This window comes from Psychrobacter sp. VH5, assembly GCF_050572635.1.
Lineage (GTDB): Bacteria > Pseudomonadota > Gammaproteobacteria > Pseudomonadales > Moraxellaceae > Psychrobacter > Psychrobacter celer.
The window spans coordinates 823359-840630 of record NZ_CP192145.1 but is presented as its reverse complement, the minus strand read 5'-3'; the positions used below and the strand labels follow the sequence as shown (position 1 = coordinate 840630).

At 49.1% G+C, this 17272-nt stretch carries 14 protein-coding genes; 10 read left to right on the top strand and 4 right to left on the bottom strand.

All coding sequences use genetic code 11. The features are described from left to right. Positions 1-42: 42 nt before the first annotated feature. Both ACNFVB_RS03560 and ACNFVB_RS03555 read right to left on the bottom strand, forming a co-directional pair. A complete protein-coding gene (locus ACNFVB_RS03560) occupies positions 43-1146 on the bottom strand; it encodes a lipase secretion chaperone (RefSeq protein ID WP_430738122.1) in 1104 nt (367 codons plus the stop codon). Positions 1147-1173: 27 nt separating this feature from the next. Continuing rightward, positions 1174-2250: an esterase/lipase family protein gene (locus ACNFVB_RS03555; RefSeq protein WP_430738121.1), complete on the bottom strand. Its 1077-nt coding sequence runs from the start codon at positions 2248-2250 to the stop codon at positions 1174-1176. A 299-nt stretch (positions 2251-2549) separates the two neighbouring features. On the opposite strand from ACNFVB_RS03555, the gene map reads away from it, so the two are divergent. Both map and glnD read left to right on the top strand, forming a co-directional pair. Next, positions 2550-3341, top strand: a complete 792-nt coding sequence (gene map / locus ACNFVB_RS03550; protein ID WP_410524051.1) for a type I methionyl aminopeptidase — start codon at positions 2550-2552, stop codon at positions 3339-3341. A 96-nt stretch (positions 3342-3437) separates the two neighbouring features. Further along, positions 3438-6194, top strand: coding sequence for a [protein-PII] uridylyltransferase (gene glnD, locus ACNFVB_RS03545; RefSeq protein ID WP_430738120.1), 2757 nt, complete (start codon positions 3438-3440; stop codon positions 6192-6194). Between the two features lie 100 nt (positions 6195-6294). Here glnD and ACNFVB_RS03540 read toward each other — a convergent pair whose 3' ends face one another. Next, the gene (locus ACNFVB_RS03540; RefSeq protein WP_430738119.1) at positions 6295-6963 is read right to left on the bottom strand and encodes a hypothetical protein; all 669 of its coding nucleotides are present in this window, start codon (positions 6961-6963) and stop codon (positions 6295-6297) included. 189 nt (positions 6964-7152) lie between these two features. On the opposite strand from ACNFVB_RS03540, the gene dapC reads away from it, so the two are divergent. The 6 genes from dapC to ACNFVB_RS03510 all read left to right on the top strand — a co-directional run bounded on the left by dapC (position 7153) and on the right by ACNFVB_RS03510 (position 15056). Further along, positions 7153-8373, top strand: a complete 1221-nt coding sequence (dapC, locus tag ACNFVB_RS03535; protein ID WP_430738118.1) for a succinyldiaminopimelate transaminase — start codon at positions 7153-7155, stop codon at positions 8371-8373. Between the two features lie 172 nt (positions 8374-8545). Continuing rightward, positions 8546-10510, top strand: a complete 1965-nt coding sequence (locus ACNFVB_RS03530; RefSeq protein ID WP_430738117.1) for a DUF294 nucleotidyltransferase-like domain-containing protein — start codon at positions 8546-8548, stop codon at positions 10508-10510. A 34-nt stretch (positions 10511-10544) separates the two neighbouring features. After that, entirely contained in the window at positions 10545-11150 is a 606-nt protein-coding gene (locus ACNFVB_RS03525; RefSeq protein ID WP_105244867.1) for a 3'-5' exonuclease, read from the top strand. 167 nt (positions 11151-11317) lie between these two features. Continuing rightward, positions 11318-13339, top strand: a complete 2022-nt coding sequence (locus ACNFVB_RS03520) for a D-alanyl-D-alanine carboxypeptidase/D-alanyl-D-alanine-endopeptidase (RefSeq protein ID WP_430738116.1) — start codon at positions 11318-11320, stop codon at positions 13337-13339. A 370-nt stretch (positions 13340-13709) separates the two neighbouring features. Next, positions 13710-14225: an ABZJ_00895 family protein gene (locus ACNFVB_RS03515; RefSeq protein WP_430738115.1), complete on the top strand. Its 516-nt coding sequence runs from the start codon at positions 13710-13712 to the stop codon at positions 14223-14225. 297 nt (positions 14226-14522) lie between these two features. Next, positions 14523-15056 carry a DUF421 domain-containing protein gene (locus tag ACNFVB_RS03510; protein WP_430738114.1) on the top strand — a complete coding sequence of 178 codons (534 nt, stop codon included), beginning with the start codon at positions 14523-14525 and terminating at the stop codon, positions 15054-15056. A 47-nt stretch (positions 15057-15103) separates the two neighbouring features. On the opposite strand, the gene ACNFVB_RS03505 is transcribed toward ACNFVB_RS03510, so the two are convergent. Beyond that, entirely contained in the window at positions 15104-15550 is a 447-nt protein-coding gene (locus ACNFVB_RS03505; protein WP_105244863.1) for a DUF2147 domain-containing protein, read from the bottom strand. Between the two features lie 214 nt (positions 15551-15764). On the opposite strand from ACNFVB_RS03505, the gene rlmH reads away from it, so the two are divergent. Next, positions 15765-16253, top strand: a complete 489-nt coding sequence (rlmH, locus tag ACNFVB_RS03500; RefSeq protein ID WP_430738113.1) for a 23S rRNA (pseudouridine(1915)-N(3))-methyltransferase RlmH — start codon at positions 15765-15767, stop codon at positions 16251-16253. A gap of 83 nt (positions 16254-16336) precedes the next feature. After that, positions 16337-17227, top strand: coding sequence for a DODA-type extradiol aromatic ring-opening family dioxygenase (locus ACNFVB_RS03495; protein ID WP_430738112.1), 891 nt, complete (start codon positions 16337-16339; stop codon positions 17225-17227). Positions 17228-17272: the final 45 nt, after the last annotated feature.

The following is a 17272-nucleotide window of genomic DNA, read 5'->3' as shown; positions in this document are numbered from 1 at the left end:
CCCTTACATTACGGTAAGTTATTCAAGGTTGATAAAGTGCGTCTATTGAGTTTTTGTTTTTTGCAGCGCAGCATAACCAGATAGACGCTTGCGCTCAGCGTCATCAAACAGTTGCTGCTCAAGCTGCTCGATCTGACTTTGCGCCGCTGCTGGATTGGCACTTTGACTCAATAGCTGCGCCTTTTGTGCTTCATACTGAGTAAAGCGCTGATCAAAATTGGCATCTTCTTGATCGACTTGCGCCAGTCTCTCGGCCGCTGGTGCACCCACTAACTCTCGGCGCATATTGTATAACGCTTCAGGACTGGCACCTGCTGCTTTCATCTGTTCAGTACGAGCCATAAGCTCATTAAGATTGGCTTGCTGCATGATATTGGTTTTGATCGCACCATCTGGTAGACGGCTCACATAATCTTGTCTGGCATCCTGTTTTTGTGCCTCGCTCATTTGCTCATTTTGATTGATTCTGACCATCTCCATACTATAGTCATCATAACTATCGCTAGCACCAAAGAAGGCTTCGATGGTGGTTTTGTCAAAATACTGCTGACGTAAGTTAGCCACATCCTGCTTTTGCTGAGCAATGGCATTCAAATCTAGCTCACCGCTTTTGGTCGCTTGCAGTTGTAGATTGCCATAACGCTTTTCTATCTCAGGAAGCGCTTTGAGATACGCCACATATTTGCCAAAGATAGCGACCGCTTGGCTGGCAGCTGGCTCTGGCGTGTGGTGGCGAATATAACGCTCGACACGCGCAAAAATAACGGCTTCGTCCTCCTCTCCTATTGCTGATAAAAAATAATCGAATAAACGCCGCAGACCTTCAGTGACGACCAACTGCTTGTTTTCATCGATGATGATTTCGCCGTCCACTTGCGTGTCTCTTAATGAGCGCGGCAAACGCTCTAACCCAGTGACAAATGCAGACTGGTTCTGGGCTGAAGCGGTTTGTTCTGTTTGCTCACTATTTAGTGCAGTGGACAACGTACTCTCAGAGGTATCTGCAGAGGCAATGGACGCTGATTGTGCTGCCTCCATTCGTTGACTATCTGGCTTGAACCACACAATCACCGCCGCCGCGATGACTATGATGACCACGGCGATGATAGCGATTGGTAAATAGGCTGGACGGCAATTATTCGACATAAATGAGAGTTCTTTTTACAAGTCAGCTTAAAGGTTGGCGTTTTTTAGGCGATTGACCTGAGTACGATAAATGGACTTGGGCTTAGACTCGCCCCATGCGGTCAAACCCAGCACCTGATCGGCTGAATCCAAATGGTTCATGAGGTAGTTGTCACGAATCACATACCCAAGTCGGCTTGAGCAGGCAGAGACCAGACCATCATTGGCATCAAATAAAAACGGCACGCTTGTTGCTGCAAGCAGATAATCACTAGGGTCAAGGGCTCTTATGACTTGTCCCACCCCACTAAATGAGTAATATTTGATACCGTTTGCAGAGGTACTGGTTGGCTGACCACAGTAACTTGTTGGCATTGCTGCGGGGAATTTGGCATTGAATTTGGCCGCACCATCGGTTGATAGCGCCATGAGTGATTGCCAGCCATCTTGCGCTTGTATCTCTTTAAAACTGATGCCTGATCCCACATCTGTAAAGCCGCCAATCAAATTAAACACCCCTGATACCAGCTGTGTCGTGACGTTTGATGGCTCGCCTGTGTCGTTGTTTGGTTCAAGGACGTTTTTGACAAAATCGGCTGTTTTTGAGCCTTGCTCTGGGCTTGATACGGCGGTGACCGAGGCGACGTATTTTGGTGCAACGCCAGCGACATAGCGGATGTCTATACCGCCTTGACTGTGCCCAAACAAATTGACTTTTGGATCGCCTGAAATGGCAGTGATGGTTTTGACTTGCTGTAATAGCTGCTCGCCGCGGACTTCACTGTTATTCACCGCTGATGTTTTGGTGGTGTACACCTCTGATCCACCTTTCATTAGCTCACTAGGAATCCCGTTGAAATAATCTAAGACCCCAAACATCTTGGTAAAACCGCCAAGCCCATGAGCCATGACCACTGGATATTGAGTCTTGGTATAACTGGAGGTAAAGTATTTGCTATCGACTAGCGTGCAGCCATTGGCGTTGGCACAATTATAGTACTGCCCTGCCGCTTGCGCTGAGGTGGTTTGCATGGTCATTAATAAAACGCCAGTACTGATAGAGCCCAGTATTGGTAAAAAAGTGCGCGGCGTGAGCGCAGCACGAACGTACGAGGAGAGCGTCATAACAACATCCTTGTCATCATTAATGGTGAGTGCCTTTACCTAATAACGTCGGCAAAGACTGCTGCTAATCCCTTTAGCATGCAAAATTACATTACTTCTATCTTTTACAAGATTCAACTAAATTGTCAAAATATGAATATATTATCGTGACTGGAGGGTCATAACGGCTCAAATGGGGCTGTAAAGCAACTATTGTCAATAATAATGATAGATTTAATATTACTTATCATAAAACTGCCATCGGTCCATTTATGGTATAATCTCCCTACATTAACCTCATAATTATAAGACACAAGATGATGACTAAAAAATCCCTTATCCAGTCCCCAGAGGCCATAGAAAAAATGCGTGTGGCCGGCAAACTCGCCAGTGATGTACTTGTCATGCTCGACGAACATGTCAAGGTCGGCGTCAGTACCGAAGCCCTCAACCAAATCGCTCATGACTATATAGTCAATGTGCAAAAAGCCATTCCTGCTCCGCTGAATTACAATGGTTTTCCAAAATCGATTTGTACATCCGTCAACCACGTGGTCTGTCACGGCATCCCAACCGAAAGCAAGCTACTCAAAGATGGCGATATCATCAACATCGATGTGACCGTGATCAAGGACGGCTACTACGGTGACACCTCAAAGATGTGGATCGTCGGTAACGGCTCTATCATGGCGCAGCGTATCTGCAAAGTCGCACAAGACGCGCTATATGCTGGCATGAGTGTCGTCAAAAACGGCGCGCGTCTTGGTGATATTGGTGCCGCTATTCAAGAAGTGGTTGAGCCTGAGCGTTTTAGTATCGTCCGTGAGTTTTGTGGTCATGGCATCAGTGATGAATTCCATCACGAGCCACAAGTGATGCACTACGGCAAAAAAGGCACAGGCTTTGAGCTAAAAACCGGCATGACCTTTACCATTGAGCCGATGATCAACCAAGGCACATGGCAGACCAAGATTTTACCTGATGAATGGACGGCGATTACCAAAGACCGTAAGCTGTCGGCTCAGTGGGAGCATACGATGGTCGTGACCGACAATGGCTGTGAAGTGTTTACCACGCGCCCTGAAGAAGACCTGAGCTTTTTGACCCAGTAAGACCATAAAAGATCGCCTAGGCGGTCTTTTTTTTGGACTATAATTGCGATACTTTTGGTATCAACAATTTTTTTACCCTATTAATTGGATATCCTCATGTTTAATTGCGATGTCACCTCTATCGATTTGACACCCTTACCCCTATTTTCCCAGCAGTCAGTGACTACCGACGCGCTACCAGCACGCGCCAGCGCCGATAGCACCTCAGAGCCTGCTTTGTTGGGTATTCCTGAATGGCTGAGCCAAATCAATGAGGATATCAACCGTGCCCTTGAGCGCGGTGTCAATATTCGTCAGCTGGTTGGCGCGCGTAGCGAGGCGATTGATGAGCTGCTGATTGCTTTGTTTTATTGGTTTGAGCTGGATAAGACGGATTTGGCATTGTTTGCAACGGGTGGCTATGGACGCGGTGAGCTGTCGCTTTATTCAGATATTGATATCCTGCTGTTATCTCCTGACGAAATCGGCGCTGATGCCAGTAGTAAGATTGATAAATTGGTCGCATTGCTGTGGGATATCGGGCTGGAGCCTGCGCTGTCTGTACGTAGCGTCAACGATGCGTTAGAAGCTGCACTTGACCATACGATAGCCAGTGCCCAACTCGAAGCTCGATTGTTAGTCGGCAACGAAGCACTGCGAGATATGCCCATCCAAATCGTTAACAAGCAGTGGTCTCCTCGTGCCTTTTTTGATGTAAAAATGGAAGAGTCTAAGGCCCGTTATCTACAACATAATGCAACTGAGTATAATCTTGAACCCAATATCAAAACGGCGCCTGGGGGATTACGTGACATTCATATCATCGGCTGGGTGACCAAACGCTATTTTCGTGTGGGTAAGCTGTATGACTTGGTGCAACAAAACTTTTTGACAGAAAAAGAGTTCGATGAGCTCAGCTTTGCAGAAGGCTATCTATGGCAGATACGGCATTATCTGCATGTGCTGACCGGACGTAACGAAAACAAGCTGTTGTTTGATTATCAGCGTGAGATTGCCCAATTAATGGGTTATGAGACTCAGCCAGACGATCAGCCAAATGCGGCTGTTGAACGCTTTATGCGTGATTACTATCGCTGTGCCATGCAGATATCAACGCTGTCTGAGATGCTGACCAACCACTATTATGAGACCATCATAGAGCCCAACCTGCCTGATGATGAGCGCCCCAAAAAGCAGCCGATCAATGCAAGATTCAACCGTGTTGGTGATCATATTGCTATAGCGCACCATCGGGTTTTTGCTCAGCATCCTGAATCTATTTTAGAGATGTTCTTATTAATGGGTCAGCACGGTATCGACAAGGTTCGTACCCATACGCTACGGGCGCTAAAAATTGCCGCGCGCGGCATCGATCAAATCTATAGAGACAACCCCGTTCACAAAGCTTTATTTTTATCTAATCTAAAAGAGCAAAACTATCTGTTCCATCGTTTGCGCACCATGAATCGCTATGGGGTATTGGGCAACTATATTCCTGCTTTTGCGCAAGTCACTGGTCTGATGCAATATGATTTGTTCCATCGCTATACGGTGGACGCGCATACTTTATTTTTGATTCGTATTTTGCACCGCTTTACCGATCCGCGGTTTTTTGAGGACTTTCCTTTGGTCAGTGCGATCTTTCAGCGGATTGAGCGCAAAGAGATATTGGTACTGGCAGCGATGTTTCATGACATTGCCAAAGGTCGCGGCGGTAATCACAGCCTGCTGGGTGAGACAGAAGCGATTGAGTTTTGTTTGGCGCACGGTATGAGCAAAGCCGACGCGCATCTGGTCGGCTGGCTGACCCGTCACCATTTACTGATGTCGATGACCGCCCAAAAAAAGGACATCTCAGACCCAGAGGTGGTCACAGTGTTTGCGGATTTGGTCGGCAATGTCACCCACCTCAATCACTTATATGTCCTGACTGTCGCCGACATGAACGCCACCAATCCGCAGCTCTGGAACAGCTGGCGGGCGACCCTGATGAAACAGCTCTACTCGCAGACACGCCGTATCCTACGCGCCGATATCGACGCGCCGACCAACCGCCAAGATATGATCAGCGCCACGCGTAAACAAGCGCTAAAGATGCTCGACAATGTCGACAATCAGCATATGAACCGCGAGGAAGTGTTACGTCTGTGGGACGATCTGGGCGATGAGTACTTTTTGCGCGAGATACCAGAGGATATCTTTTGGCACACCGAAGCCATCCTAAACCATCCGCCCATCGGTCTGGCATCCAATGCCGATAGCCCGCCACTGGTGGTACTGCGCGAGCATCGTGAGCTGGCGCTTGATGCCGTTCAGGTCTTTGTCTACACCCAAGATCAGATGAATCTGTTTGCTGTGACCATGGCCGTCTTTGATCAGATGAACCTAGATGTGCTCGATGCGCGCATCATCACCGCCACTCGCGACTTTGCCTTGGACTCCTATGTGCTGCTCGATCCGAGTGGTACGTTACTGGTCGATGAAGACAGTCAGCAAGAGCTCAAGCAGCGACTGATTGACGCCTTCAAAGCCCCTGCTTTACCAAAGCTGGTGCATAAACGCATCCCTAGGCAGCTGCGCCATTTTGAGGTAAAAACAGAGATTAGCTTTGAATTTAATGACGCCTCAGATCAGCATATCATGAGCCTAGAGACTCTAGATCAGCCGGGGCTGCTGGCGCGCGTTGGACAGGTGTTTTTGCAAGAAAAGATAGAAGTCCACGCTGCTCGTATTACCACGTTAGGCGAGCGCGCAGAAGACATGTTTTATATCAGTGATCAAAACGATGAGCCGCTGTCCGCTGATAGGCTAAGCGCCTTAAAAGCTGCGCTGCTTGCCAGCCTAACAGCTCCAAAAGACACGAGTAGAGGATAAAGTGGCCAGCCTAAAACCTATCGTAAACCTCGCTACTGTTCCGTAAAAACAAGCCCCATCATTGATAATACATTGATGGGGCTTATCGCTATAGCGTCACTTATAAGGTGCTTTTATATACCATCTCACGAGCATGCTCTTTTAGCTCATCATCGGCCAGCTCTAGTGGCAAAACCTCCGCCTCCACTTGCGTCTGTGTCAATATCAAGCGCCCCGCATCGACTTCTTTTTGTAGCAAGCATTGTAAGCTGGCTAAATGAAAGCGCTCATCTAACGCCTCATACATTTGCTCTAACGAAATAGGCGACTTGGCATGCACATCAGGGTACAAACAGTCTTCTGCCAGTATTGCCATCTCGTTGAGTGTCTGCTCGCGGAGCAGCTCGTCATTATCGATTTTTTGTTGCAGCTTGTTGGCAAGTCGCCCCTTACTCATCAAGATGACGACAAATATCGCCGTCTGAATGACAAACAACCCCACATACTGCCAGAGCGGTAGCGAGAGATCTAAAAATCGGCTCAGCAGCATTAGCGTCATAGCCACCAGCACATAGCTGACCAGTTGCCACATCAGCCACATCATCAGGCTGCTTTCGCCATACCAAAACACCTGCCGCTCTTTTAGGTTAATCAAATTCTGACGCGTATGCCACCAGCACTGCTCGCGCTCTTGTAGCAGCTCGTATAATTTGACACGCGTTACACTATTATCAACGTCATTGTTGATATTTTTAGCGTGAAGTTGGTCATTATTTAGGACACTGGACATATCAAATTACCCTTACTATCAGCCAACATATCGCGCCGACCGCTGTTTTTTATCATGAAAAGTTATCAATAAATGCGTCTTTATAGACAAGAGAAGCAACAGACAAAAAATATAAGAAGTGCTACACTGCTCAAATGTAATTTTTTTTTATAACTTTATTATTAATTGTCTATTATAGTTACCCTACCTATGAATCACAACTTAACACACCTGCATCCGTATCCTTTTGCCAAAATGGCTGCTTTGTTGGCCGATAGCACACCAGACCCCCGTTACAGTGCGATAAAGCTAGGCATCGGTGAGCCAAAACATCAGCCACCGAGCTTCGTCTTGGACGCATTACACGAAAACTTGGACAAAATAAGCCTTTATCCGACCACCAATGGTCTGTTTGAGCTTCGTCAGACCATCGCGCATTGGTTGGAGGGGCGGTTCTTTTTGCATCATGTCGATCCTCGTACCCAAGTGCTCCCTGTGATGGGTACGCGTGAAGCGATTTTTAGCATTGTACAAGCGGTCATCGATCATCAGTGTGATGACGCACAACCGGCAACTGGCACACCCCCGACTGTCATCATGCCCAATCCGTTTTATCAGATCTATGAGGGTGCAGCGATATTGGCGCAGGCGACGCCGTACTTTGTGCCTTGTACTGCGGATAATGACTTTAAGGGTAACTATCGGGCAGTGCCAACAGATGTATGGGCGCGCACGCAGCTACTTTTTGTCTGTAGCCCCAACAACCCGACAGGCTCGGTGATGACGATGGAGGATTGGGAATATCTGCTGCGCTTGTCAGATCAGTATGGGTTTATCATTGCCAGCGACGAGTGCTATAGCGAGCTGTATTTTGATACAGCACCGATAGGTCTGCTACAAGCGTGCGCCGCGCTCGGTCGACATGACTTTAAAAACAGTATCGTCTTTCACTCGTTATCCAAGCGCTCCAACCTACCGGGCTTACGCTCAGGGTTTGTCGCTGGCGACGCTGAGATTTTGCAGGCCTATTTACAATATCGCACCTATCAGGGCTGTGCGATGCCAATACCGCATCAGCTGGCCTCTATCGCCGCGTGGCAAGACGAAAAACACGTGGCGCACAACCGCGCGCTGTATCAAGAAAAATTTGCGCTATGGATGGCAGAGCTTGGCGATGTATTATCGCTACGTATGCCTGAGGCTGGCTTTTACTTTTGGGTCAAAGTCCCTGAGCAGTTCGATGGCGATGATGAAGTCTTTGTCAAAGCGCTGTATGAGCAGGCCAATATCCATGCCTTAGCAGGACGCTATCTGTCGCGTGAGGTCGCTGGACACAACCCCGGGCAAGGGTATGTGCGTATCGCGCTGGTGGCCAGTGTAGAAGAAAGCCGCGAAGCCATCCGCCGTATTCGGGCGTTGCTTGAGGTGTAAAACCGGCAAGCAGCCCCATTCTCCTTAGCCTGAGTGATACACAGAGCGGCTGTTTTTATAGCCATCAATACCCTTTAATAACCATGATGGGATGCTGGTTATTAAAGGTTTTTTGGTTAAATAGTGCTATAGTAAAATAGACTGTCGCAACGATGCCATCAAGGATGATGCCATGCCCCATCTTGATTTTACCCAGCCGCCTTTTGATGTGCTGAGCTTGGCTGAGCGCCAAAGCATCAGAAAACACACCAAAATCCGCTACCTTGCCAAAGACGAAAGCCTACCTGCAGACGAGATGTCATACTTATATGTGGTCATCAAAGGCCAGATTGAGCAGTTATTGGCCGGTCATTTTGTCGCGGCCTACTTGGGTAGCAATCACTCAGATGAGCCCAATAACAACGACTGGTTTGACAGCCGCCGCTTGCCTGAGTCTTCTAATGCGCCGCAGCTATCAGCCGCCTCAGACGCGCAGCTGATGGACGAAGACAGACAGCGTTATCAGTTTCGCGCCACCGAAGACACGTTACTGCTACAAGTTAAAGGTACAGCGGTCGATAAAATCAGCGCACAAAATCATCTGGTGCGGCAAATGCTCTCTGACAAACTGCCTGAGCGTCTAAAAGCCCTGCAGCAGCGCCGCAATCGTAAATCTGCTGTCCATGCCGCCTACGATGACCAGCAAGAAGTACAGCAGATCATGCTGCAGCCGGTCATCGCTGTTCGTTTACTGCCTGTACATATCGTCGATGCTGATACCAGCTTACATGAAGCGGCGCGCACGATGACGGATGCTGGATTAAAGCACGTACTGGTGCGAGCACCTGCGCATCGACTAGCCATAGCAAACGCGCAACATGGCATCGATGAGACATTGGGCATCTTGACCGATACCGATATTTGCCGCGCGGTCAGTGAGCAGAGAGATCCTACCACCACACCATGCCAGCGTTATGCTAACTTTAACGTACGTACCATCAAGGCGAGCGATGAGATCGGTGATGCGCTGCTGACCATGACGCGCTACCGTATTCATCGCTTGCCGGTCATCGATCACCATGGTGCGGTAGCAGGTGTGCTTGGTCAAAGCGACATGCTCGCGCACATCAGCCACCACTCGCAGCTCATCAGCATTCAAATCGAGCAAGCCCAAGATTTTAGCAGTTTGGACACGGCCGTCGAGAGGATAGGACGCTATATCCGCGCCCAGCACCAAAACGGGGTAAAAATCGGTAACATCAGCCGCATGGTACAGACCTTGAACGCTCAAGTATTTACCAAGCTGTGGCAGTTGCTCGTTCCTGATGAGGTGATGAGCCACACCTGTCTTATCGTCATGGGCTCCGAAGGTCGCGGCGAGCAAATCATGCGCACCGACCAAGACAATGCACTGATCATCCGTGATGGCTATACTCATCCGGATCTACCGCAGTTTGCTGCGCGCTTTAATGAGCAGCTGGCGCAACTTGGCTATCCGCTGTGCGACGGCAATATCATGATGACCAACCCGATGTGGCGACAACCATTACAACAGTTTAATGCCCAAATCAGCTCATGGTTTAAAAACACCGATCCCATGCACACCATCTACTTGTCTGCCATTCTCGATGGCGAATACGTCTGCGGTGATGAAACGCTCTTGCAGCACGTTCGTCAGCACCTCAAGGCCGCGCATCGACGCTCAGATCCTATGTTTGTGCGCCAGTTTGCGCGGGCAGCGCTACAGTTTGGCGATGTCAACCAATGGTGGCAAAAGTTTGTGCCATTATTAGCGGGTAAAAGCGCCTCGCAAGATATCGATCTAAAAAAAGCAGGGATTTTTCCGTTAGTACATGGTATTCGCGCCCTCGCTCTAGAAAACGACATCTTGGCCGTCCCTAGCAGTAAAAACCGCCTAAAAGCCTTGGTCGAGGTGGGCGCACTGACCCAAGAGCGGGCTGACACGCTGTTAGAAGCGCTGGAGTTTTTTATGGCGCAGCGACTCTCTGTTGCGCTCTCGACCGATGACAAACATGCACGGCAGGTCAACCCCATGACGCTGACCGCCCTTGAGCGTGATTTATTAAAAGAGTGTTTGGCTGTTGTCAAAAGCTTTAAAAACCAGCTGCGGCAGCATTATCAATTAGAGATCGCCTAGAGCGGCGCAAAGCAGCAAAGAGAGAATACAGAATATGAGCTGGCTGACCCAATTATCATGCAAATGGCAAAAAATGCAGCTGCAGCGGCCTGAGCTGGCGGCAATGTTTGATCAACCTGCCACTGAGCGGTGGGTGGCGCTCGACTGTGAGATGACGGGGCTAAACCCCAAAAAGCACCACCTACTATCGGTGGCCGCGATTCATATCGATGGCTCTAGCATCGATACGGGCAATGGCATCCATCTGGTCTGTCGCCCGCCCGTCATGCCTGACCGCGATACCATCGTAATCCATGGTCTACGTACCGCTGATGTCGAGCATGGTATGAGCTATGATGAGATGCTGGCGCGGCTACTGCCCTTTATCGGCAACCGTCCGATTGTGGGGTTTTGTCCGCAGATAGATATGGGGTTTTTAAACCCATTGGTAAAAGACTACATGGGCACCACCTTGCCCAATAAAATCATCGATATTCGGCACTTATACAGTCGGCGTATGAGTGGTCAAACCCAAGGGCTCTCCAGCCAAGCGCAGCAGCTGACCAACATCTTAGCGCATTATCAGATTCCTGATTTGGGTGCTCATGACGCCTATAATGATGCCACCATGACCGCCATGGCGTTTTTGCATGTTCGCTAGAGCGTGCCATCAGCTATAGCCGATATGGCAAGACCCTACAGAAAATAGACACCCTGTATGAATGCGCGAGACTGATACATGCCCTTGATAATCAACGCGCCCCATCTACGCGAAAAGCAGAACTCATGATACCATAGGCTATTTTTGCCACCTGATGAACGATACTCATGCAATCCACTTCTACCCCCCATTATCATGAGAAGCCTTCTGCCTTTGATACGCCGCCGCACGCTGCGGTTGCGCCGTTACGACTGCATCGACTTGGCAGGCGCTTGGTCACGCACTTGGTCAGACAAGCATTATTGGCCACTACGCTGGCGGCACCGCTTGTTGCCCAAGCGGCGCTACCAGAGGCCATCCAAACCGCCTTGTCACGTGCAGAGTTGAGCGCCGCCGACATCAGTATCGTCATCACGCCAGTGGGCGACAAAAACGCCAGTCGCTTACCAGCGCCTATCAAAGTCACCGACAGCCAGCATCCAGCAGAGCGCTCAAACAACGCTGCCAGTTATCAAAGCGCGCTTGTGACCATAGAAAAACAAACCATCCAAAAGCATGAGCGGCAGCTACACGCCTATACCGACGACCCTTCTACTTATCAAAGCTTAGAGAGCATTCCCACCCTACCGTCAGAGGCCAAGTGGCCAAACGCTAAAATGCAAACAAGCCAAGACAGTAGCACCGACGATAGTAGCGTCAATGACGGCGCGGGTGTCGAGCAAAAAAGCACCGCACATACAACGACCAAGATATTTTTTTCACCCTTACTGAATCATCAAGCTCAGGTAGCGCGCACCCCTGCCAGCACCATGAAGCTGGTGCCGAGCTTTATCGCGCTAGATACACTTGGGGCGGATTTTGTCTGGCATACCCGCGTCTATCATACTGGCATGATCATCGGCGAGCGATTGTATGGCGACTTGGTGCTACAAGGCAGCGGCGACCCAAAAATGACGCATGAGCGCCTACAGCAGCTACTCTATCACGTGCAAGCCTCAGGTATTCGTCATATCGAAGGTGATATCATCGTCGACAGCACAGTGTTTGATAAGGTGGGCAAAGACCCTGCCGCCTTTGACAACGCGCCATTGCGTCCTTATAATGCAAGTCCTGATGGCTTTTTGGTAAATTTTAGTACCATCGGTATCAAAAGCTATCCGCTGGACACTGACCGCGCGCGACTCACCTACACACCGCAGCTGGCCGATTATCAATTGCCCACCACCATAGCCACTCGCTCAGCGAGCTGTGGACAGGCGCGTTATAGCCTTGCGCCAGTATGGCAAGCCAGCCAACTGGTGTTTCATCAAAACCTGCCAAATAGCTGCCAAGAGCACGCGTTTTATGTGGCTTATCCTGATGCCAAAGACTTTGCCGCGCGGGTCATTAAGGCAAAATGGCAAGCACTGGGCAATACCCTGACAGGCGATGTGCTCAGCCGCGAGACGCCCTATAATGCGTCATCTCATAAACAGCCAAAAACAGGTTTGCGTGCGCTACCGATGTCACCGCTGCCACAGGTCAGCTATCCGTCGTTAAACTTGGCTCAGCAAATCCACGACATCAACCATTTTTCAAACAACGTCATGACTGAGCAAGTGGCATTATCCATTGCCGCTTACGCCCCGCCATCTGATACTAAAACGACCGCGGCTGACACTGCTACACCCACTCAAACTGCCGTTAGCAAGCCAAAAGGACAAGAAAAAGCAGGAGGCAACAAGACGAGTCTCTATCAGTTTGGCAAACCTGCAACCACTAACTATCCGGTAGCCCTACAGACCATCAACCAGTGGTGGCAACACCATCTAGACACGCCTGCGCCGTCACTGACCAACGGCTCAGGCTTGTGCCGTGACTGCACGATCACCGCGGCCAACCTAAACGAGCTGCTAATCTATGCCTACGATCACCCAAGTTTTGACGCTTATGTCAACTCGCTCGGCATCGCTGGTGTCAGTGGCACCATTAGCGCGCACAGTACCCGCTTGCCTGAGTCAGCCGCCATTGGCCGCGCTTGGATTAAGACAGGTACGCTCAATAACGTCACCTCTATGGCAGGCTATGTCAAAGGCCTATCGGGGCAAGACTATGTGGTCGTGGGTATCATCAATAGCGAGCAAGCGCTCAATGCTTATACGGCAAGACCCGTACTCGATGCGATGCTGGACTGGACCGCGCAGCACTAGGGTGTGTCTTCGTTTCAAAAATGGTGATAAAAATGGGATAAATTGCGGTCAAACATTGCGGTCAAACAAGGAAAATAGCGCCGTTAATATCGGGATATAAACCCGCTATTTGACGATGTTTGGCAAAATTTGGCCATTTTTAGCCCATTTAGATATAGTTAGCTGAATGTAAAACTGTTATGGATTTAAACGCGCTACTGGTATAAATTTTACTTGCGTGCTGCGTTCCCAGAGGCTGCGCAACCTACGTTTAAAAATAGCATCCCAGTAGCGCTATGACATTTTTAGAGTGTATCGACTATAACTATCGAATGAATTGAAGACACACCCTAATACTGCGACTCTCTTTTTATCTGAATAAGGCGCGCTTATGTCACGCAAAACCACCAATCTCAATAAACCCAGCCCCGCTACCGACCCTCACGGACTGGCCACGACACGCGCGAGCACTCAGCCTCAGCTGCCGCCATACATTGGATACTTTGCGATCGGTTATGTACTGGCCAGCGCCCTATTTATGCTGATTCAGACCAAACTGGCATTAAATGCACAGCTGGTCACCGTCTTATCCATCATCCTTGCAGCCTATATCGCAGTCAACAAGTTTGTTAAGCATCAGCAGCGTGCTCTTTACAAAGACGAAATCAACCGCTTGATGCTGGGCGGTATCATGGTCGTCTGGCTATTGACGGGGCTGTATTTTTTAGCGTTATGGTTTTTGCTGTTTGACGATATCAGCCGTGAGGTTTTGCTGGCGATGGCCAAGCAGCAGCCATTACCCTTACTCTCTGCGCTAGTGATGATCGTGGTGCTGTCACTGGTCAGCGCGCGCATCAGCATCTGGGCATTTAACCACCTACTCGATCCTGCGCCCAAAACCCTATAAGACGCTCTAAAACCCTAAACGACCCGACAGGATTCTGTTCACTTAGAACACGATGACATGCTGAGCCTACGCCGATAGATGCTATGCAAAATAAATACCCGTAAAATATGACGGCGTGGCACCTGCTATCCTGCCTGTCAATTTATTTAGGATTGACTATATGAGTGCCTTAAAAAACGCTGACTATACACGGTGCTACAAAGTTTTTTTCTATTGCTGAGCAAAATCCGTTAGGCTAAGGTAAACGCCTACAGTGTTAAGCGACTTGCTTTGGTATTTTCAATAGGAGCTAGCTTTATGGACATGATTTTTTTTGACAATATAGACAAGCTTGGCCGTATCGTGTTGACGACCGTCATGGTGTACGTCTTAATCGTACTGGTGACCAAAGTCTCAGGCAAACGCTCCACCTCGCAGCTCAACAACTTCGATTGGGTCGTCACGGTGATGATCGGGTCTCTGGGCGCCAGCACCATCTTGCTCAAAGACGTTCCGTTTATCGAAGGAGTCTCCTCGATATTGGTGCTTTATCTGTTGCAGTTTTTGGTCACCAAATACGCCTCGGTATCACCGCAGTTTAGTAACTTTATTTTATCAGAGCCGCGTATCGTCTTTTATCAAGGCCAGTTTTTGCCAGATGCCATGCGGTCTGAGCGCCTGACCCGTCAAGAGATAGAATGTGCGATGCGCTCTCAAAATATCAACAGCTTTGATGATGTCGAAGCGGTGGTCTTTGAGTCTGACGCCAAGCTGACCATTATCCCCAAACCTACAGATGACACGCACGGCAAAGAAAACACTATCTCACAAACCATTAAGCCTTTGATGTGAGGGGTTTTGAAGTGACTGGTTTTGAGATGACTAATGCAGTAAGCATTCTATTTGATGCGTTGCCACGTCTGTGAGCGGCCAAACAATGGCGTGCCGACATAACCGCGCAGATCAAGACTTTGACCATTGTCACTTAAGGTGATTTTTCCTGAATATACTTTGCCAGACTCAGGATCGACCAGCTTACCGTCGCTCCATTGGTTGTTGCCCTCTGCCTTGAGACCGGTCAAAATCTGCAAGCCTTCCACTGGCTGGTTTTTAAGATTACCAGGACATTTAGTACAGACGGCTTTGGCTTTTTCTTTATTAAGCACCTTAATAATTTTACCTGAGACCTTACCACCTCTTTCATTTAGCTGAATGATGGCTTTTTTCTCCCCCGTCTTATCATCGATGGTTTGCCACTGCGTGCCATCTAATGAGGCCGCTTGCGCAGATAGGGGCAATAAGGCTCCTGCCATAAGAGTGAGCGTACTGGCTGTAATACGGTTCATAAACGACTCCTTTCGTTAAAAACGGTCTACCTGAATGTGTAGTCACATAAGTGAGAACTAAAAAACAAATAGAAAGAACAACTGTTTGTCAAACGCTAGTAAAGCACAAAAAAATGCGAGGTAAAAGGCTTGTTTGTTACAATATCTTAAGCGTAGAATTCTTTTGTTACATTCTCTTTTGTTATATTTTTTAATTATCGAAGTGGTACATCATATGAAGGTAAGAATCTTGACCGTGGGCACTAAGATGCCAAAATGGGTACAAACTGGTTTTGATGAGTACTTTAAACGTATTCAGCCCATGCTCAGTACTGAGATTGTCGAGATAGCGGCAGCAAAGCGGGCAAAGAACCCTTCTAAAGCCAACCTCGCTCAGTACCGCGAGCAAGAAGGACAAGCCATATTGGCCGCTCACCAAGCATCCAGCCGCGAGCAGCTATGGGTACTAGATATCAAAGGGAAGATGCTCTCGACAGAAGGGCTGGCGGAAAAGCTGGCAGACTCGATGCAGCAAGGCGATGATATCGCACTGGTCATTGGCGGCGCTGATGGCGTATCGCCAGAAGTGTTGGCAAAAGCCGATGTCAAATGGTCACTATCGGCGCTGACACTGCCGCATCCACTGGTACGCGTGGTATTGATGGAGCAGCTCTACCGCGCCATGAGCATCAATCACAACCACCCCTATCATCGTGGCAACTAAATACTCACAAGACAGATCAGGCTTTTGATAGGATAACAGACAAGCAGGATTGAAATATCGCTGCAAGCCCTAATAAACGCTACATGACTCATTCAAAAAACACAGCACTTACTGCTACTGCGCCGAGCGCCGAGCAGCAACCATCAGGCAGCCACACGTCAGCGCCCATTAGTGCCGCTGATGCGTGGCCTGATACTTCTACCCTCTCTAAGCACGCAAAGCTGCCTGCGCTATTTGTCTCGCACGGCGCGCCAAGCCTAGCCACAGAGCAGTCAGCGACGACCAGTGCCTTGGCGCGTATCGGCCAAAACCTGCCTGTGCCGCGTGCCATCGTTATTATGTCAGCACATTGGCAATCAGCAAAGCTTGAAATCAGCAGCAATCCTCAGCCAAAGACTTGGCATGATTTTTCTGGGTTTGGCGCTGAGCTGTATGAGATACAATACCCTGCCGCAGGTCATCCGCTGCTTGCCGAGTCGCTTGCGCAGCAGCTCAGCGCGCGCGGTATTACCTGCAGACTAAACCCCATGCGCGCCTCTGATCATGGCGTCTGGGCGCCGCTCAAACATCTGTATCCAGAGGCCACTATTCCGATCGTACAGATTTCTTTGCCGCAGCATTATGACAGTCTCGCCTGCTATCAGTTAGGGGCGCAGCTGGCGAGTTTGCGTGATGAGCAGATACTGATCATCGGCTCAGGCAATATCACTCATAACTTGCAAGCCCTGCGCTGGCAGGCGGACAGCATCGATCAGAGCGCCAATAGTTTTAGAATATGGCTACTCAAGCAGCTCAAAACCGACATTCCAAGCGCTCTTGATTGGCAGCGTTATCCCAATTATAAAGACATCCATCCTAGTGATGAGCATCTGTTGCCGCTGTTTTTTGCTTTGGGTGCCGGCCAGCGCGTCTCAGTGATACATCAAAGCATGGCGCACCATAGCTTAGGTATGGATATTTATCGCTTCGACTAAGGTATCTCAGCTGCTGCGTTTTGGCGACGTTGTTTTGAATAGCTT

Bases quoted from the DNA above. Each gene is read 5' to 3' on its own strand.
- ACNFVB_RS03560 (WP_430738122.1), bottom strand. From the start codon at position 1,146: ATGTCGAATAATTGCCGTCCAGCCTATTTACCAATCGCTATCATCGCC.
- ACNFVB_RS03540 (WP_430738119.1), bottom strand. From the start codon at position 6,963: ATGTCCAGTGTCCTAAATAATGACCAACTTCACGCTAAAAATATCAAC.
- ACNFVB_RS03530 (WP_430738117.1), top strand. From the start codon at position 8,546: ATGCCCCATCTTGATTTTACCCAGCCGCCTTTTGATGTGCTGAGCTTG.
- dapC (WP_430738118.1), top strand. From the start codon at position 7,153: ATGAATCACAACTTAACACACCTGCATCCGTATCCTTTTGCCAAAATG.
- ACNFVB_RS03510 (WP_430738114.1), top strand. From the start codon at position 14,523: ATGGACATGATTTTTTTTGACAATATAGACAAGCTTGGCCGTATCGTG.
- ACNFVB_RS03505 (WP_105244863.1), bottom strand. From the start codon at position 15,550: ATGAACCGTATTACAGCCAGTACGCTCACTCTTATGGCAGGAGCCTTA.
- ACNFVB_RS03525 (WP_105244867.1), top strand. From the start codon at position 10,545: ATGAGCTGGCTGACCCAATTATCATGCAAATGGCAAAAAATGCAGCTG.
- rlmH (WP_430738113.1), top strand. From the start codon at position 15,765: ATGAAGGTAAGAATCTTGACCGTGGGCACTAAGATGCCAAAATGGGTA.
- ACNFVB_RS03495 (WP_430738112.1), top strand. From the start codon at position 16,337: ATGACTCATTCAAAAAACACAGCACTTACTGCTACTGCGCCGAGCGCC.
- ACNFVB_RS03520 (WP_430738116.1), top strand. From the start codon at position 11,318: ATGCAATCCACTTCTACCCCCCATTATCATGAGAAGCCTTCTGCCTTT.
- glnD (WP_430738120.1), top strand. From the start codon at position 3,438: ATGTTTAATTGCGATGTCACCTCTATCGATTTGACACCCTTACCCCTA.
- ACNFVB_RS03515 (WP_430738115.1), top strand. From the start codon at position 13,710: ATGTCACGCAAAACCACCAATCTCAATAAACCCAGCCCCGCTACCGAC.
- map (WP_410524051.1), top strand. From the start codon at position 2,550: ATGACTAAAAAATCCCTTATCCAGTCCCCAGAGGCCATAGAAAAAATG.
- ACNFVB_RS03555 (WP_430738121.1), bottom strand. From the start codon at position 2,250: ATGACGCTCTCCTCGTACGTTCGTGCTGCGCTCACGCCGCGCACTTTT.